This is a genomic window from [Pseudopropionibacterium] massiliense (assembly GCF_900607225.1).
In the GTDB taxonomy this organism is placed as follows: Bacteria; Actinomycetota; Actinomycetes; order Propionibacteriales; family Propionibacteriaceae; genus Arachnia; species Arachnia massiliensis.
On record NZ_LR027842.1, the window covers coordinates 483517 to 500584 of the forward strand.

11 protein-coding genes and 2 pseudogenes are annotated in these 17068 nt (G+C 71.4%); 9 read left to right on the forward strand and 4 right to left on the reverse strand.

Annotated elements, in window-relative coordinates:
* Positions 1 to 13: 13 nt before the first annotated feature.
* The 3 genes and pseudogenes from E0E39_RS02065 to recR all read left to right on the forward strand — a co-directional run.
* Positions 14 to 1899, forward strand: a pseudogene (locus tag E0E39_RS02065) (DNA polymerase III subunit gamma and tau); the annotation flags it as partial.
* Between the two features lie 813 nt (positions 1900 to 2712).
* A complete protein-coding gene (locus E0E39_RS02070; RefSeq protein ID WP_245988168.1) occupies positions 2713 to 3000 on the forward strand; it encodes a YbaB/EbfC family nucleoid-associated protein in 288 nt (95 codons plus the stop codon).
* Between the two features lies 1 nt (position 3001).
* A pseudogene (recR, locus tag E0E39_RS02075) lies at positions 3002 to 3583 on the forward strand (recombination mediator RecR); the annotation flags it as partial.
* 330 nt (positions 3584 to 3913) lie between these two features.
* Here recR and E0E39_RS02080 read toward each other — a convergent pair.
* The 3 genes from E0E39_RS02080 to E0E39_RS02090 all read right to left on the reverse strand — a co-directional run bounded on the left by E0E39_RS02080 (position 3914) and on the right by E0E39_RS02090 (position 4921).
* Complete coding sequence (locus E0E39_RS02080) at positions 3914 to 4168, reverse strand: hypothetical protein (RefSeq protein WP_207302384.1); 255 nt, start codon at positions 4166 to 4168, stop codon at positions 3914 to 3916.
* Between the two features lie 86 nt (positions 4169 to 4254).
* Positions 4255 to 4701 carry a TA system VapC family ribonuclease toxin gene (locus E0E39_RS02085; protein WP_130873263.1) on the reverse strand — a complete coding sequence of 149 codons (447 nt, stop codon included), beginning with the start codon at positions 4699 to 4701 and terminating at the stop codon, positions 4255 to 4257.
* Complete coding sequence (locus E0E39_RS02090; RefSeq protein ID WP_130873264.1) at positions 4688 to 4921, reverse strand: DUF2191 domain-containing protein; 234 nt, start codon at positions 4919 to 4921, stop codon at positions 4688 to 4690. Before E0E39_RS02090 ends, E0E39_RS02085 begins: the two co-directional genes overlap by 14 nt.
* Positions 4922 to 5067: 146 nt before the next feature.
* Between E0E39_RS02090 and E0E39_RS02095 the strand changes: the two genes are divergently transcribed.
* From E0E39_RS02095 to E0E39_RS02120, 6 genes are all read left to right on the forward strand, one after another.
* Positions 5068 to 7611 (forward strand): excinuclease ABC subunit UvrA, encoded by a 2544-nt coding sequence (locus E0E39_RS02095; RefSeq protein ID WP_130873265.1) that lies wholly within the window; start codon positions 5068 to 5070, stop codon positions 7609 to 7611.
* Between the two features lie 169 nt (positions 7612 to 7780).
* The gene (locus tag E0E39_RS02100; protein ID WP_130873266.1) at positions 7781 to 10039 is read left to right on the forward strand and encodes a hypothetical protein; all 2259 of its coding nucleotides are present in this window, start codon (positions 7781 to 7783) and stop codon (positions 10037 to 10039) included.
* Positions 10036 to 12657 (forward strand): FtsX-like permease family protein, encoded by a 2622-nt coding sequence (locus tag E0E39_RS02105; RefSeq protein WP_130873267.1) that lies wholly within the window; start codon positions 10036 to 10038, stop codon positions 12655 to 12657. The genes E0E39_RS02100 and E0E39_RS02105 overlap by 4 nt, the downstream gene beginning before the upstream one ends.
* On the forward strand, positions 12654 to 13520 hold the full coding sequence (locus E0E39_RS02110) for an ABC transporter ATP-binding protein (protein WP_130873268.1): 867 nt from the start codon (positions 12654 to 12656) through the stop codon (positions 13518 to 13520). The genes E0E39_RS02105 and E0E39_RS02110 overlap by 4 nt, the downstream gene beginning before the upstream one ends.
* Positions 13517 to 14200: an ABC transporter ATP-binding protein gene (locus E0E39_RS02115; RefSeq protein ID WP_014847451.1), complete on the forward strand. Its 684-nt coding sequence runs from the start codon at positions 13517 to 13519 to the stop codon at positions 14198 to 14200. The genes E0E39_RS02110 and E0E39_RS02115 overlap by 4 nt, the downstream gene beginning before the upstream one ends.
* Positions 14201 to 14320: 120 nt before the next feature.
* Complete coding sequence (locus E0E39_RS02120) at positions 14321 to 16033, forward strand: glycerol-3-phosphate dehydrogenase/oxidase (protein WP_130873269.1); 1713 nt, start codon at positions 14321 to 14323, stop codon at positions 16031 to 16033.
* Positions 16034 to 16267: 234 nt separating this feature from the next.
* On the opposite strand, the gene E0E39_RS02125 is transcribed toward E0E39_RS02120, so the two are convergent.
* Positions 16268 to 16918, reverse strand: coding sequence for a response regulator (locus tag E0E39_RS02125; protein WP_130873270.1), 651 nt, complete (start codon positions 16916 to 16918; stop codon positions 16268 to 16270).
* Between the last annotated feature and the right edge of the window lie 150 nt (positions 16919 to 17068).

Below are 17068 nucleotides of genomic sequence, written 5' to 3' on the forward strand. Positions count from 1 at the left end.
CCGGGGGAGAAACGTGGTCGACGGGAAAGTGTCGGTGGCCTCCAATACAGTTGAGCGCGTGGAAGACGAGTACGACGGCGAACCCGAGGACGAGTACGCACCCCTGGACGAGGGATACCTCGACGAGCCCGCCTTCGAGCAGGAGGGGCCGGGCCTCTTCGACGAGCCCGGGGACGAGGAACCGGCGGCCCCCGCGTCCGCGGCGCCGCCGAACCCGGTCGCGGACGACCAGCGGACACGCGCCGAGGCCGCGCCCCCACCGCTGGCGCTCTACCGGCGCTACCGCCCGGACTCGTTCGCCGAGGTGATCGGCCAGGACCACGTCACCGTGCCCCTGATGCGGGCCCTGGACAACAACCGCGTCAACCACGCCTACCTGTTCTCCGGGCCGCGCGGCTGCGGCAAGACCACCTCCGCCCGCATCCTGGCGCGCTGCCTCAACTGCGAACAGGGCCCCACGTCCACACCCTGCGGGGTCTGCCGCTCCTGCCAGGACCTGGCGCGCGGCGGCCCCGGCAGCATCGACGTGATCGAGATCGACGCCGCCAGCCACGGCGGTGTCGAGGACGCCCGCGACCTCAGGGAACGCGCCTTCTTCGCCCCGGTGCACAGCCGCTACAAGATCTACATCGTCGACGAGGCCCACATGGTCACCACCGCGGGTTTCAACGCGCTGCTGAAACTCGTCGAGGAACCCCCGCCGCACGCGAAGTTCGTCTTCGCCACCACGGAACCGGAGAAGGTCATCGGCACCATCCGGTCGCGCACCCACCACTACCCGTTCCGCCTGGTGCCGCCGCGCCTGCTCGGCGAGTACCTGGCCGGGATCTGCGCCACGGAGGGAGTGGCGGTGGAGCCGTCGGCCCTGCCGCTGGTGGTGCGCGCGGGCGGCGGGTCGGTGCGGGACTCCCTGTCGGTACTGGACCAGCTGCTCGGCGGCGCCGGGCCGGAGGGCGTCTCCCACGACCAGGCGGCGGCGCTGCTCGGATTCACCCCGGACGCGCTGCTGGACGAGATCGTCGACGCCTTCGCCGCGGGGGACGCGGCGGGGGTGTTCCGCAGCATCGACAAGATCATCGAGATCGGCCAGGACCCCCGCCGGTTCGCCGAGGACCTGCTGCGGCGGCTGCGGGACCTCGTCATCCTCGCCGCCGTGCCGCAGGCCGCCGAGAACGGCATGCTGGAGGTCTCCGCGGACCAGGCGCAGCGCCTCGCCACGCAGGTCGCGGGCATGGGGGCGGGGGAACTGACCCGCGCCGCCGAGGTGATCGCCGACGGTCTGACGGCCATGCGCGGCACCACCGCGCCCCGCCTCCACCTGGAACTGATGTGCGCCCGGGTGCTGCTGCCCGGCGCCGACACCGACGAACGCGGCCTCCACGCCCGCATGGACCGCCTGGAGAGGCGGGTCGGGATGATCGGCGACGGTGCGTCCACGCCGGCGCAGCAGGAACAGCTGCCTCGGCAGGCGCCCCAGCAGGACCGGCAGACGGCACCCCGGCGCCCCGCCCCGGATCCGCGACCCGACCAGGCCCCCCGGCCCGAGCCCGCCGCGCCGCAGCAGCGGCAACGGTCGCAACCGGAGCCCGCACAGCCGCCCCGGTAGCCCCGCCGGCGGGCCGCAGCGCCGCCCGGCCGGTGCCCGCCCGCCGGCGCGCAGACCCCCCCCCCCAGCGCCCCCCGCAGCCCGCGCCGGAGGCGCCGCGCCCGGCCCAGGGCGGGCGCACACTGACCACGCCGGAGCTGCGGCAGGTGTGGCCCAGCGTCCTGGAGGACGTGAAACGCCGCCGCCGGTTCGCCCACATGATGCTCAGCAAGCACGCGCAGGTGCTGGACGTCACCGACGGGCAGCTGCTGCTCGGTTTCAGTGACGCAGGGGCCAGGGAGAACTTCTCCTCCTCCGGGGTGGTGGACCTGCTGATCCAGGCCATCGTCGCGGTCATAGGCGTCGAGGTGCGCATCCAGGCCGTGATGTCCGGAACCAACGAACGCCCCGCCCGCCGGGAGCAGAGGCCGCCCCACCCCGGAACGGGGGGAGCGGAGGCATGAACCCCCGCCGGAGCCCAGGCAGCCGCGTCGCAGGCCCGAACCGACACCACCCACCCCCCCGGAACCCGATCCCGAACCCGAGATCGCCGAGGACGACCAGAGCCTGGAGAACGCCGACGAACTGGCCGCCAAGCTCCTCGCCGACGAGCTGGGGGCCGAGATCATCACCGAGGACCCGCCCGGCTGATCTGACTCATCGAAGCCGGTTGAGCCGGCCTGCGAGCGTCAGCGAGTGGGCCGTGTCGAAACCTCTTGCGCGTGTCCGGGGACTTGTGGTCGGGTCTGTTGTTCGGGTGTCGGTGGTTTCGACTCGGGCTGCTCGTTCCTCGCGGCCCGGCTCAACCGGCTTGTGGGGAGGGAAGTTGGTTGAGCCGGCCTGCGAGCGTCAGCGAGCTGGTCGTGTCGAAACCTCGTGCGCGTGTCTGGGGAACTTGGGGCGGGTTCTGGCTACCGGGTGTCAGCAGTGGTTTCGACTCAGCCGTTCGCTTCGCTCACGTGCTGGCTCAACCAGCTTCGGGAGGGGTTTCGACTCGGACTGCTCCTTCGTCGCGGCCCGGTTCAACCGGTTTTGGGGGTTCGATAGGCGTGCGGGAGAACTCGCTTGTCCGTGGGACCTCTTATCATTGAGTGCGACGGAAGGACGCCATGACCGAAGGATTCGACATGAACGCGCTGCTGGCCCAGGCCCAGCAGATGCAGGAACAGATGCTCGCCGCCCGCGACAACCTGGTCTCCAGGGAGTTCGAGGCCTCCGCGGGTGGTGATCTCGTCACGGTGAAGCTCAACGGGCTGGGCGAGCTGCTGGACGTGACCATCGCGCCCGCCGCCTGCGACCCGGAGGACACCGAGAGCCTGTCCGCCCTGATCGTCGCCGCCTTCCGGTCGGCGCGCCAGCAGGTGGAGTCGGCGGCCGCCTCCGCCACTCCCCAGATCCCGGGAATGGGTTTCTGAGTTGTACGAGGGCCCCATCCAGGACCTGATCGACGAGCTGAGCCGCCTGCCCGGCATCGGCCCGCGCGGCGCGCAGCGCATCGCCTTCCACCTGCTCGACGCACCCGAGGAGGAGGTCTTCCAGCTCGCCGACGTGCTGCGGCGCGTCAAGGAGGCCGCGCGGTTCTGCGAGGTGTGTTTCAACGTGTCGCAGGAAACCCGTTGCCGGGTGTGCCGCGACCCGCGCCGCGACCGGTCGCTGCTGTGCGTGGTGGAAGAGTCGAAGGACGTGGTCGCCATCGAACGCACCGGCGAGTTCCGCGGCACCTACCACGTGCTGGGCGGGTCGATCTCCCCGATCGACGGCCGCGGCCCCGGTGACCTGCACACCCGGGAGCTGTTCCAGCGCCTCGCCGACGGGACCGTCACCGAGGTGATCCTCGCCACCGACCCCGACACCGAGGGCGAGGCGACGGCCTCCTACCTGGGACGGATGCTGCGCGACTTCGGGGTGCGGGTCACCCGGCCCGCCTCCGGGCTGCCCGTCGGCGGGGACCTCGAGTACGCCGACCAGATCACCCTCGGCAGGGCCTTCGAGGGTCGCCGTTCCATGTTCGGCGACGAACCCGAACCGGCTCCTCAGCCCACCCCCGGGGAGCCCGCGCGGGAAGAACCCGCGGGCGACGGCGATCCGGGACGCGCCACGGCCTACCAGTCGCTGGTGGGAACCCCGGCCCGCTGACCGGCCGCACCGGCGCCCCGGCACGGCATCGCCGGCCGGGATTGTTCACACCGGAGACCCCACCAGCGGTCCCGCTCTCGCCCACGAGCGCATTCCGTGCGGCCGGGAGCGGGAATCCCGCACCCGCTGGTGCAGGAACTCATTGATCTCGATCGCACGACCTTCGTCTCCCGCGCGGGTGGGGGGAGGCTGTCACCGTCCGCGGGGCCGGTCCAGTATGGCGGGGGCCCGTTGCGTGACGGCGAGCCAGAACAGGTCGTCGTTCATGGACCGATATCCGGTGCGGGCCGCAATGTTGCGTGTTGTGCGGATGGCGAGGCGCTCCTGCTGGGTGACCGCTTCCATGCGGGGTTCGAACTCGGGGCGTTCGAGCAGGGCGGCGAGCCGGATGATCACCATGCAGGCCACGTCGTGGGTCTCCTTCCCGTCGTGGAAGTCCTCGCGCACCGGAACGGGTGATCCGGCGTCCCACCATCGTGACCGGTACGGTCCGGTACGAGAACACGCCGACTCATCCCGACTGGTGCGTCCCCTCAGTCGACGGGGATGACCTCGACGAAGTGGCGATCGCCATCGGCGAGAGCAGGGGGAATCCGGGTATCCAGTGTCGACAGCACTGCTCCACGGCGCGCCGCGAGATCCACGAGGTGGAAGTCCGTGACCTGACGGTATCCGACAATCCCGCTGACATCGATGGCAGGAGAGGTCAGCGATGCCGAGTCCTCGATGAACTCGTGCCCGCTGACCGAACAGAACATTCTCAGGGCGTCGAAGACCTCTGAAACCCCGAGTTCGAACCCCGTGACCCGCGGGTTGAGCAGGAGCCTGCAATACGCGGACTCGGTGATCGAGCACGTGGCCCACGCGTCGACGTCCTCGAACCAGCTGGTGGCGGCCTTGTGATGAACGTGATTGGCCAGCGAAAGCGCGATCATCACGTTGATGTCGAGCAGGCGCAGTGTTCGCTCACTCGTCGCCATCGCGGTATCTCTCGACCCGGTCCAGGGTCACCGTATGGGCCTGGCTCCCCTGAGGGGGCGTGAAGACCGGGACCCCGCGAGAGCCGGAGTCCGGTCCGCCACTGTGAATCCCGCGCAGCGCATAGTCCGACACGGCACGGCCCAGGGAGGTGCCCTCGCGCCGCGCCTTCTCCCTCGCGACGGCGAGAACGTCGTCATCGATGTCCAGTGTCGTTCGCATGAGAACACAGTAGCATCACCGCATCATCACATTGTGGAGTCGTCTTGTCCTCGCCCGCGGGGCATCGCACGTGCAGGAGACGGAACCTCCGCGCCCGATGGTGCGGAGCGTTCCCGTCCGTGTGGAGGACGCGTAGTCTCACGCGCATGGCTGGAAACCCTCCTTCCGTTCCCACCGCGATCAGCGTGGTCGGGGCCCGCGTGCACAATCTCAAGAACATCGATGTCGAGGTGCCGTTGGGAAAGTTCGTGGCTGTCGCCGGCGTGTCCGGTTCGGGCAAGTCATCGCTCGCACTGGGAGTGCTCTACGCCGAGGGCGCACGCCGCTACCTGGAGTCACTGTCCACATACACGCGCCGGCGCCTGACCCAGGCGGCGCGCCCCGACGTCGACGAGATCCTGCACGTGCCCGCCGCCCTGGCCCTGCATCAGCGCCCGCCCGTGCCCGGGGTGCGTTCCACCTTCGGCACGTCCACCGAGGTGCTCAACTCACTGCGCCTGGCCTATTCCCGCCTGGGCCACCACATGTGCCCGAATGGTCATCTCAACGAGCCGACCATCGACGTCGCCCTCGACCTGCCCCTGCACTGCACCACCTGCGGGGTTGAGTTCACCCAGCCGGGTGCCGAATCCTTCGCCTTCAACTCCGACGGCGCCTGCCCCCGCTGTGAGGGTACGGGTGTGGTGCGGACGGTGGACGAATCGACCCTGGTGCCCGACGAGTCGCTCTCCATCGACGAGGGCGCGGTCGCGCCCTGGCAGACCCTGATGTGGTCGCTCATGAAGGACATCGCCCGGGAGATGGGCGTGCGCACGGATGTCCCGTTCCGGGAGCTGACAGCTCAGGAGCGGGAGATCGTGTTGCACGGCCCAGCCGAGAAGAGGCACATCCTCTACGTCAACGAGAAAACCGACATGGCCGCCGAGATGGATTTCACCTACTACAGCGCGGTGCACACTGTGGAGAACGCGCTGTCCAAGGTGAAGGACGAGCGGGGTATGAGGCGCGTGGGGAGATTCCTCCACGAGGCGAGGTGCCCGGCCTGCCACGGCAGCCGCCTGTCAGAGCGGGCGCGCTCCACCACGGTGCGTGGCCTCGGCCTGGATGAGGCCTGCGCCATGGCGCTGAGCGACCTCGTCGAATGGACCGCCGGCATTGTGGACACCATGCCGGACGAACTCGTCGCCATGGCCCGCCAGATCATCGACGAGCTGGCTACCACCGCCCGCCGCCTGCTCGACCTCGGCCTGGGATACCTGTCGCTGGACCGGGCGTCATCCACCCTGTCCACCGGGGAACGCCAGCGCGTCCAGCTCACCCGGGCCGTGCGCAACCGCACCACCGGCGTGCTCTACATCCTCGACGAACCCAGCATCGGTCTGCACCCGGCCAACCTCGCAGGCCTGACCGGCCTGGTGCGGGACCTGCTCGCCGACGGCAACTCGGTGCTGGTCGTCGACCACGACGTGGCGCTGCTGCGGGAGGCCGACTGGCTCATGGAGATCGGCCCGGGCTCGGGACGTGAGGGCGGCGAGATCGTCGTGAACGCCCCCGTGGCGGAGGCGATATCGTCGCCGTCCAGTCGCATCGCCCCGTTCATCACCGGTGACGCCGACGTCCTCTGCCGCGAGCAGGCACCGGCCGGGAAGGTCTTCGACCACGGCGCCATCCACCTGGAAACCGCCCCGATCCACACCGTCCACGCGCTCGACGTCGCCATCCCCGAGCAGCGGCTGACCGCCGTCACCGGTGTATCGGGCTCCGGCAAGACCACCCTCGTCCTGGAGGCCCTCGTCCCCGCGCTGCGGTCCCTGGCCGAGGACACACCCCTGCCCGACCCGGTCACTTCGATCGATGCCCGCGACACCCGCCGGGTGGTCGTCGTCGACGCCTCACCCATCGGCACGAACGTCCGTTCGACGGTGGCCACCTACTCCGGGGTCATGGACGAGCTGCGGCGTACCTACGCGCGCACCCCGGCCTCCAAGGAGGCGGGCCTGAAGACAGGCGACTTCTCCTACAACACCGGTTCCCTGCGCTGCGAGCACTGCGACGGCACCGGCCAGATCGTTCTCGATGTCCAGTTCCTGCCCGATGTCGACATCGTCTGCCCTCGGTGCTCGGGCTCCCGCTACGGCGAGCAGGCCCACGCCGTCCGTCGGGTCCCGGCCGACGGGACGGACACCGACGCCCTGTCCCTGCCCGAGCTGCTCGCCCTGACGGTGGAGCAGGCGGAGCAGGCATGCTCAGATCTCCCGAAGGTGCGGCGTCACCTGCGTCTGCTGGCCGATCTGGGGCTGGGGTACCTCACCCTTGGAGAGACGACGACGGCCCTGTCCGGCGGCGAGGCGCAACGTCTCAAGCTCTCCACGGACCTGGGACGCGACCAGCACGGAACCGTGTTCGTGCTCGACGAGCCCAGCATCGGCCTGCATCCACTGGACGTGCGCGTCCTGCTCGGGATCCTGGACCGGCTCGTGAAGACCGGGGCCACCGTGCTCGTCATCGAACACGACTTCGACATGATCGCCAACGCCGACTGGCTCATCGACATGGGGCCGGGTGGTGGGGAGGCCGGCGGACGGGTCATTGCCACCGGCACACCCGCACGGGTTTCCGCCGATAGCGGCTCGACCGGCAGCGCCACCGGCCGCTACCTGGCCGCCCATCTGGCCCATCACCCTCGCTGAGACCGGGCGAAATGCAGCGCTGCCCAGCTGTTCAACGATCGAACTTGTTCACGGTCACCCTCACGCCCGCGCTGATCGAGAGCTGTGCCGGTCGGCGCGCGGTCCATGAACAAACCCCCACGGCAAGGTTTCCATTGGAAACCCTGTCGTGGTCCTCTACAGTCCTGTCATGTTGTCGGGGTGGCGATGGCTTGCTCGGCGGGCACAGGGGTCCGTGGGGTTGCTGGCCGTGCTCCTGGCGTTGTCCGCGGTCGTCGCGGGTGTCCTTTCCGGGGTGCTCGGCCGGGCGGCCCTCGAGGAGGGATCCGCCGCCCGCCGGGCGCTGAGCGTCGACGGGACGGCCGACGCCGAGATCGTCACCCGCCGGGCCGCCGACCCGGCCGCCCAGGACGAGGCCGTGCGGCGCATCATCGGGTCGTGTTTCGAGGACGTTCCGGTCGAGGTGACCCACGACCTCGTCGCTGATCCTGCCGTGATCGCGGGAGCCTCCGAGGCGGAGCCCTTCGCCAGGTGGACGATCCGGCCCGAACCCGCCCGGATCACGGCGGAACATCTCGACCCCCTCGCCCGGGGCGCCACCGCCCTGAGGCAGCAGCTGCGTTCCAGCGACGTTGGTGTGCGGGGCGTGCAGGTGCTGGGTGACCTGGAGAAAACCGCCACCGCGGCTGCCCGGAACCTCGCGGTGGCGCGGGCCCTGTCCTGGATTCCGTCGGGGTTGCTGGCCATCGTCGCCGCGCTGGCCGTTTCCCGGGTGACGAGGCTGCTCGCGACCACCCGGGAAACTGAGACGACGCAGCTGCTGGGCCGGGGCGCCACCGGGGGTCAGGTGTTGTCCGCCAACCTGGTGGAGGCGGGCGTCGTGGCCCTGGCGGGTTCGCTCGCCGGTTCGGGTCTGGCGTGGGCGGTGCTGGCCCTCCTCGGTGGTGTCCCGGTGGCTCCGGTGCTGGTGGGTGGGGCCGCCACCCCGGTCCTGGTGCTGGGTTGTGTGGCCCTGGCCGGGGCCGGGCGGCTGCGCGGGCCGGACCGGGACGAGACCTCGCGGCTGCGCGCGGGCAGGTTGCGGACCGCGGTGGCCGCCACGTCGCTGGTGTTGATCGCGGGAGGGGCGGGGCTGGCCGCGGCGCAGTTGCTGCGTGTCGGGTCGACCATCCGATGGGACCGGGAACGCCCCGTTCCCGACTGGCTGGCCACCGCGGCCCCCGCGCTGCTCCTGCTGCTGGCCGCCTTGGTGGCGGTGGCCCTGCTCGGCCCTCTGGCGCGTCTCGCCGAGGTGCTGCTGCTGCGGGGCCGCGGCCTCACGGGTGCGCTGGCCGCCGCCCAGGTGGCGCGGAACCCGGGGGCCTTCGCCGTCGCGGCCGTGGCCACCGTGCTGGCCGTCGGAACCACCCTCCTGGCGGCGGGATACGACGGCACCGCCCCGCCCCTGCAGCAACGGCTCAGGAACCTCGCCGCCGGGGCGCCCGTGGTCGCGGACCTGCGGGAGGCCGACGCGGATGTGGGGCGGTCGGCCTCCCAGCCCTCGACCCCCGTGTGGCGCTACCCGGAGGCCTCGATCGGCCCGGTCGCGCTGACCGCCATCGCCGCCGACATCCCCGGGCTGGCCGCGGTCTCCGGGCAGCGCCTGCCGGAAGGCCTGGGGGTGCAGCCGCCCGGGCAGCGCCTGCCGGTTGCCATCACCCCGCGGCTCGCCGAGGAGACGGGGCTCGTGATGGGCGATGAGTTTCAGATCCAGCTCTTCTCCCGGCATCTGCTGGCCGTGGTCGCCGCCAACGTTGAGGCCGTTCCCGGGACGACCCGGTCGAACGCCCTGCTGGTGGACGCCGGTTCGCTCCGGCGGGTACTGGAGAGCCGGGGAGCGGAGCTGCCCGCCCCCTCCCAGCTGTGGCTGGCCCCGGCGGGGGAGGACCCCCGGGAGACCGCCGACCGGCTGCGCGGGATGCCCGGGGTCTCGACGGTGACCGTCACGCCGGCGGAGGCCGCCCCCGACGACCCCAGTCGTCTGGTCGCGTCCCGGTTCCGTTCGGCGGCCTTGGGATCGGTGGTGCTGGCGGTGCTGGGGATCGGGGCGGTGGCCTTCACCCAGGCCGGGATGCGGCGCGGCCAGGTGGCGGTGCTGCACGCCCTCGGCGCCGACGCCGGGAGCCAGGTCCGCGGCCGGGTCCTGGAGCTGCTCGGGGTCGTGGTCTTCGCCGCCGCTTTCGGGGCCGGCGCGTCCTGGCTGCTCTGCCGGGCCCTGATGGCCGGCCTGGCCAGCGGCGTCGTCGTGCCCGGGACGATGTCGCTGCCCGTCGAGCCGCGCATCGAACCCGCCTGGCCCGGTGCGCTGCTGGCCGTTTTCGCGTTCCTGATCGCGGCGACGACGTGGGCGCTGGGCCGCGTCATCCGCGGGCAGATCCGGGACGGACACCTCCGGGAGGAGACGCCATGAAACTCTCCCGGCTGGCGCGCCGCATGCTCACCGCCGACATCTGGGCGCCTTCGCTGCTGGCGCTGTTCGTCGCCGTGGTTTCGGGGCTGGTCACCCTGGCGCCGCGCGCCCTGGCGCAGGCCGACGCGGAATACCTGGCCTCCCGGGTGGGGGAGGTCTCGGCCGTCCGCGGCGATCTCCGCGCCCGGTGGGACACCGAGGTCGCGGTGGGTGGCAGCGGCACCGACGACCCGTGGGGCGTCTGGTTCGAATCCCTGAACCGGTTGCGCGCCGCGCAACCCGAACCGCTGCGCGGCCTGCTCGGGTCGCCCCAGCTACTGGCCCATCTGGGGGGTCAGTCCGTTTTCATCCCGCAGGGAACCGAGTTCTACCAGGTCCGCGTCACCCTGACCGCCAACCCCGAGATGACGAGCCAGTTCGAGTTGGTCTCGGGACGCTGGCCGCACCCCGGGGTATCGCCGCAGACCGGGAACGTGGAGGTGGTGCTTCCCGACGACGTCGCGGCCCGGATCGGCAAACGGGCGGGTGACGCGCTGGGCGAGGGCATCGCCCTGGTGGGCACCGTGCGCATCGCCGATGCCGCCGCCCCGCGCTGGCGGTTCGACCCGAGTCTCCAGCTGGAGCAGGAGGTGGATCCCAACAGCGGCACCGCCGCCGCCGTTGCCGCCTTCATGGCCCCCGAGGACCTGCTGAACGTCGCGGCCGAGAGCGGGACCCGGGTCGGTTTCTTCGTCTGGTACCCCCTCGACGCCGCGTCGCTGGCGGCGGGACGGGTTTCGCTGCCCGAGCTGCGCACCCAGCTCGTCGGTTTCCAGTCCGATGTCCGCGAGGTGGTTCCGGCCGGCGCGCTGGAACCCGCCCTGAAACGCCAGGAGGCCCGGTTCGACACGGGACTGACCGAGGTGCTCGACGGGATCGTGAAACAGCAGCGCACCACGGCCTCGTTGGTCGCCGTCGTGGTCGCGGGACCCGTCGGGGTGGCGGTGGCGTTGATGCTGGTGGCGGCCCGGATGGTGCTGCAACGACACCGGGCGACGCTGGCCATCACCCGGTCCCGCGGCGCCTCACCGCGGCAGCTGCGCGCCTGGGCGGCCGGCTGGGGGCTGCTCGCCGGGATGCCCGCCGCGTTGCTGGGGCACCTGGCAGCGACCCTCCTGGTGCCCTTCGACATCGGCGCCTGGCAGTGGCTGCCCACCATTCTGGCCGGGCTGCTTCCCGCCGCGATGCTGGCGCTGGGCGTCGAGGCCACCACCCCCACGGGGCGCAAAGACCTGTCGGTAAGTGGCGGCGGGCGCTGGCGGATCGCCGCGGAAGTGGCCGTGCTGGCGGGGGCCGCACTGGCCTGCTGGCAGCTGTTCACCCGCGACGCCGGCTCGGAGGCGGGCATCGACTGGCTCGCGACCCTCACCCCGCTGGCCCTGGCGGCCGCAGGGTGCGTGGCCGCGCTGCGGTTCTACCCGCTTCCCCTGACCGGGTTGGTCCGGTGGTTCCGGCGGGGCCCGGGGCTGACGGGGTTCCTGGGGGCGACCCGCGCGCTGCGCGCTCCCGCGGCTGGTGGGGTTCCCGCCATGGCGGTGGTGCTCGGAGCCGCCGTCGCGGTGGCCGGCGTCGGCCTGTTCGGCACCGTCTCCCACGGCGCCCGGGCTGCGGTCTGGCAGGACGTCGGGGCGGCCGTGAAACTGTCGGGGCCGCGCATCACCGACGACCTGCTGGCGAAGGTGCGGGCCATCGACGGGGTGGTGGCCGCCGGGAGGCTGTTCTTCACGGGGAACCAGCGCGACCTCAAGGGCCACGACGTGAGGCTGTGGCTGGCCGAACCCGAGCTCGCGCGGGTCTGGGCCCAGGGCGTCGACACGCAACCGCCCAGGGAGTTCTGGGAGGACGGCGAACCTAAGATGCTCACCAGCGAGGGCATCGGGAGGGGCACCGCGACCCTGGCGGAGCTGGGCAGGGCGCGGCTGGTCGGATCGCTGCCCGCGCTGCCCGGGGCCGGCGAGACCGGCGACTGGGCGCTGGCCAGGACCGACCAGTGGCGGGGCAGCCCCGGCTCCCCGGCGGTCCTGCTGGTGGCCACCGGGCCCGGGGTCGATCCCGCGGCCATCGCGGCCCAGCTGCAGGAGCTGGAACCCTACGCCCAGGTGCTGACCGCGGCCGACGGCCTGGCCGCGGTGGCGGCTCACCCGGCCCTGTCGCTGCTGCAACGCATCTTCGCCGTCTCCGGTGCGCTGGCCGGTGTCTTCGCGGTCGCGGCGGTGCTGCTGGTTCAGGTGATGGGCGGTCCCGACCGGCTGCGGCTGCTGGCGGTGCTCCGCACCATGGGCGCCACCGGTGAACAGGCCCGGGGCGTCACCGCCTGGGAACTGGGGCCGTTGGTCGGGGTGGCGCTGAGCCTCGGGGTCGGCCTGGGGCTCGGGACCGGATGGCTGCTGGTGTCCTGCCTCGACCTCAGCGGATTGACCACGGGAAACCACCGGCCCGCCTGGCACCCGGACCTCGTCGCCCTGGCAGCGGTGGTGGCGGCGCTGGTGTGCGGCGCGGCGGCGGCGGTCGTGGTGAGCTCCCGGGCGGCCGGGCGGGCCAGTTTGAGCAGGGTGCTGCGAATCGGGGAGGAAGAATGAACGTTCCACAGATCTGGTGCGAGGACCTGGTGCGCATCTACTCGACAGACGGGATCGAGGTGCAGGCGCTGCAGGGCCTCAACCTGAGCATCGACGAGGGCGACGTGGTGGCGCTGGTGGGGGCCTCCGGGTCGGGCAAGTCGACGCTGCTGGGGATCCTGTCCGGCAATGACCGGCCCACCGGCGGGCGGGCGCGTGTCGCCGGGGTGGAGCTGACCACCATGAACCGCGCCCAGCGGGTCGACTACCAGCGGCACGTGACCGGGTTCGTCCGGCAACGCACCTCCAGCAACCTGCTGCCCTACCTGAGCGCCGCCGAGAACGTCGCCCTGCCCATGGTCATCGCGGGCCGCCGGGAACGGGACGGGCGGGTGCGGGAACTCCTGGGGCTGCTGGGCGTTTCTGGATGCGCCGACCGGCGTCCCGCGCAGCTGTCCGGCGGGCAGCAGCAACGGGTCGCCATCGCCGCGGCGCTGGCCAACGACCCCCGGGGGCTGCTCGCCGACGAACCGACCGGGGAACTGGACCAGGAGAACTCCGCGCAGGTCCTCGAGGCGATGCGCCGGGCCGCGGAGAACCTCGGCACCACGGTGTTGATCGTCACCCACGACCGGGGCGTCAGCTCCCACGTGCGCCGCACCGTCGCCATCCGCGACGGCCGCACCTCCACCGAGGTGATCCGCCGCAGGATCACCGGCCCGGACGGCCGGGAGAGCACCCTCACCGAGGAGTACACCGTGATCGACAGGGCGGGGCGCGTCCAGATCCCGCAGGAACACGTGATCCGCCTCGGGCTGAAGGACCGGGTGCGGATCCTCGGCGAGGAGGACCACATCACCGTGCGGCGAGGAGAGGACCGATGAGCGTGCTCAGGGGCGTCGGGCTGGGACGCAGATACGGTTCAGGGCAGATCGCGGTGGAGGCCCTGGCCGGCGTGGACGTCGAGGTGAGGGCCGGGCGTCTCACCGTGGTGCGGGGCCCGTCGGGTTCCGGCAAGACGACGCTGCTTAACCTCCTCGGGGGCCTGGACCGCCCCACCAGCGGGCGGGTGCTGCTCGGCGATGACGTCCTGTCGGAACTGTCCGAGGCTGAACTGGCCGCCGCCAGGCGCGACCGCATCGGCTACGTCTTCCAGAACTTCGGGCTGATCCCCGTGCTGTCCGCGGCCGAGAACGTCGAGGTGCCGCTCCGGCTGCGTCGCATGGAACGCGGGCAACGTGACGAACGGGTGGCGGAGGTCCTCGAACTGGTGGGCCTGATCCGTCACGCCGGGCAGCGGCCGGGGGAGCTGTCCGGCGGGCAGCAGCAGCGGGTCGGGGTGGCGCGGGCCCTGGTGGCGCGCCCCGAGGTGCTCATCGCCGACGAACCGACCGGGCAGCTCGACTCCGAGACCGCGGAGCGGATCATGGACCTGATCCTCGAGGTGACCCGGATCCGCGGCACCGCGACCGTGGTGGCCACCCACGACCCGCTGCTGATCTCGCGCGCCGACGAGGTCCTTGAGCTGCGCGACGGCCGAGTGGTCGCGGGGCATCCGGGATGATTTCGGCGTCCTTGCACGCGCGCCGTGTCGGAAACCGACGGGCGTGCACGAATGTGCAACTGGGTTGTGAACATTCGTGCAAGGGGGGAGGCTGGGGTCACCGAGCGAAGGAGCCCTCAAATGACAGTTCTGTCCCAGGAACAGCGTGCCACCTCCCTTGAGGCCATGACCTCCCAGAAATTCGATGTCCTCGTCATCGGCGGCGGTGTCACCGGGGCGGGGATCGCTCTCGACGCCGCGGCGCGCGGCCTGAGCACCGCCGTCGTGGATGCCCAGGACTGGGCTGCCGGCACGTCGTCGCGGTCCTCTCGGCTGGTGCACGGCGGACTCCGCTACCTCTACAACCTCGATTTCAAACTGGTGGCCGAGGCCCTCAGGGAACGCGGTCGGCTGCTGACCACGATCGCCCCGCACCTCGTCGAGGCGCAGCCCTTCCTGTGGCCGCTGAAAACCCCCGTCATCGAGCGCGCCTACTCCGCGGTCGGCGTCGGCATGTACGACGCCCTCGCGCGCATCGGCTCCAAGGGCCGCAAGACCGTGCCGATCCAGCGCCACCTCAGCAAGGCCGGGGCCATGCGGCGCTTCCCCGAGATCAAACGCAACGCCCTAGTCGGCGCCATCGAGTTCTACGACGCCCGAGTCGACGACGCCCGCCTCGTGATCACGCTGATCCGCACCGCCGTCAAGTACGGGGCCGCCGCCGCCAGCCGCGTCAAGGTCACCGAGGTCCTCAAGGACGGGCGCGGCCGGGCCTGCGGGGTGAAGGCCGTCGACCTGGAGAACGGCAACGAGTTCACCATCGAGGCCGATCGGATCATCAACGCCACCGGCGTGTGGACCGAACAGACCCAGGACCTCGCGGGCGGAACCGGGGGGTTGAAGGTGCTCGCCAGCAAGGGAATCCACATCGTCATCCCGCGCGAACGCCTCAAGGCCACCACGGGCATGTTCCTGCGCACCGAGAAGTCGGTGCTGTTCATCATCCCGTGGCAGCACTACTGGGTGATCGGCACCACCGACACCGCCTGGCACGAACAGCTCAAGCACCCCGTGCCGACCTCCGAGGACATCGACTACGTGCTGGACCACGCCAACGAGGTCCTCGACCCGCCGCTGACCCGCGACGACATCATCGGCACCTACGCCGGGCTGCGGCCGCTGCTCCAGCCGAAGGTGCTCGACGAGTCGAAGTCGACGAAGGTCTCGCGCGAGCACACCGTCACCGAGGTGATCCCGGGCATGGTGGCCATCGCGGGCGGCAAGCTCACCACCTACCGGGTGATGGCCGAGGACGCCGTCAACTTCGCCCTGGGGCAGTCCCTCGCCAAGGCGCGGCCCTCGGTGACGGCGCAGCTGCCGCTGCTGGGCGCCGACGGCTTCGACGCGGCCGAGAACCAGGCATACCGCCTGGGGGTGAAGTACGGTTTCGACGCCGACCGGCTGCACCACCTGGTGCGCCGCTACGGCTCCGAACTGCCTGACCTGTTCGCCGCGATCGACGAGGACCCGAGCCTCGGGAAACCCCTCGAGGCGGCCCCGCAGTTCCTGCGCGCCGAGGTCCACCGCGCCTGCGCCGTCGAGGGCGCCCTGCACCTGGAAGACATCTTCATCGCCCGGGTGCGCCTCAATTCCGAGGCCCGCGACCGCGGCGGCGCCGCCGTCGACGAGGTGGCCGGGATCGCCGCCGCCGTCCTCGGCTGGGACGAGGAGCGCCTGGAACGGGAGAAGTCGAACTACCGGGAGCGGATCGCCGCCGAACTGGCCGCCGAGGAGCAGCCCACCGACGCCGCTGCCTCGGCCGCCCGAATGGTCGCGGAGGACATCGTCGGCTGAGAGGCCGCGAGCCGGTTGCCCTTCTCGAATTGGTTGAGCCGGCCTGCGAGCGACAGCGAGTGGGCCGTGTCGAAACCTCTTGCGCGTGTCCGGGGTGGTTTCGACTCGGGTCGCTCGTTCCTCGCGGCCCGGCTCAACCGGCTTCAGAAAGGGGGGGCGCCGGTTCAGCAGGCCCGGTGGGTCACGGGTGGCGGACCGGATCCGTGCACGCGCTACGGACTGCCGGGGTCGGTGTCAGTCCAGCAGCCCGCACTCGTGGGCGATCAGCACCAGCCCGACGCGGTCGCGGGCCTGGAGCTTGGCCAGCAGCCGGCCGATGTGGGTCTTGACGGTGCCCTCGGCCATGTAGAGGCGGGAACCGATCTCGGCGTTGTTGGCGCCGTGCGCCACCTCCATCAGCACCTCGCGTTCCCGTTCGGTCAGCCCGTCGAGCCGGGAGTCGTCGCGGGGTTTGCCGGCCGGCAGTTTCGGGGCGACGTGATCCAGCAGGCGCCGCGTGGCCGTCGGTGCCACCACGGCCCCACCCCCGGCGACGGTGCGGATCGCACCCAGGAGGTCGTCGGGCAGGGCGTCCTTCAGCAGGAACCCGGAGGCCCCGTTGCGCAGGGCCGCGAAGACGTACTCGTCGAGGTCGAAGGTGGTCAGCACCAGCACCTTCGTCTCCCCGCCGAGTTCCGTGATCTGGCGGGTGGCCTCGGTGCCGTCCATGATCGGCATGCGGATGTCCATCAACACCACGTCGACCGGTTGCGACCTGACCATCATCACCGCGTCCGCCCCGTTCGAGACCTCGCCGACGGTTTCCATGTCATCGGCGGAGTCGATCAGCATGCGGAATCCGCTGCGCACCAGCGACTGGTCGTCGGCCAGCAGAACCCTGATCATCCATTCCTCCTCACTTCAGCCAGCCCCGTCCCAGCTGGGAGGGCAGGGGCAGTCGCGCCCTGACCTCGTAGCCGCCGCCGGTGCGTGGTCCCGCCTTGAAGGTACCGCCCATCGCCGCGACGCGCTCGCGCATCCCCCGCACCCCGGCTC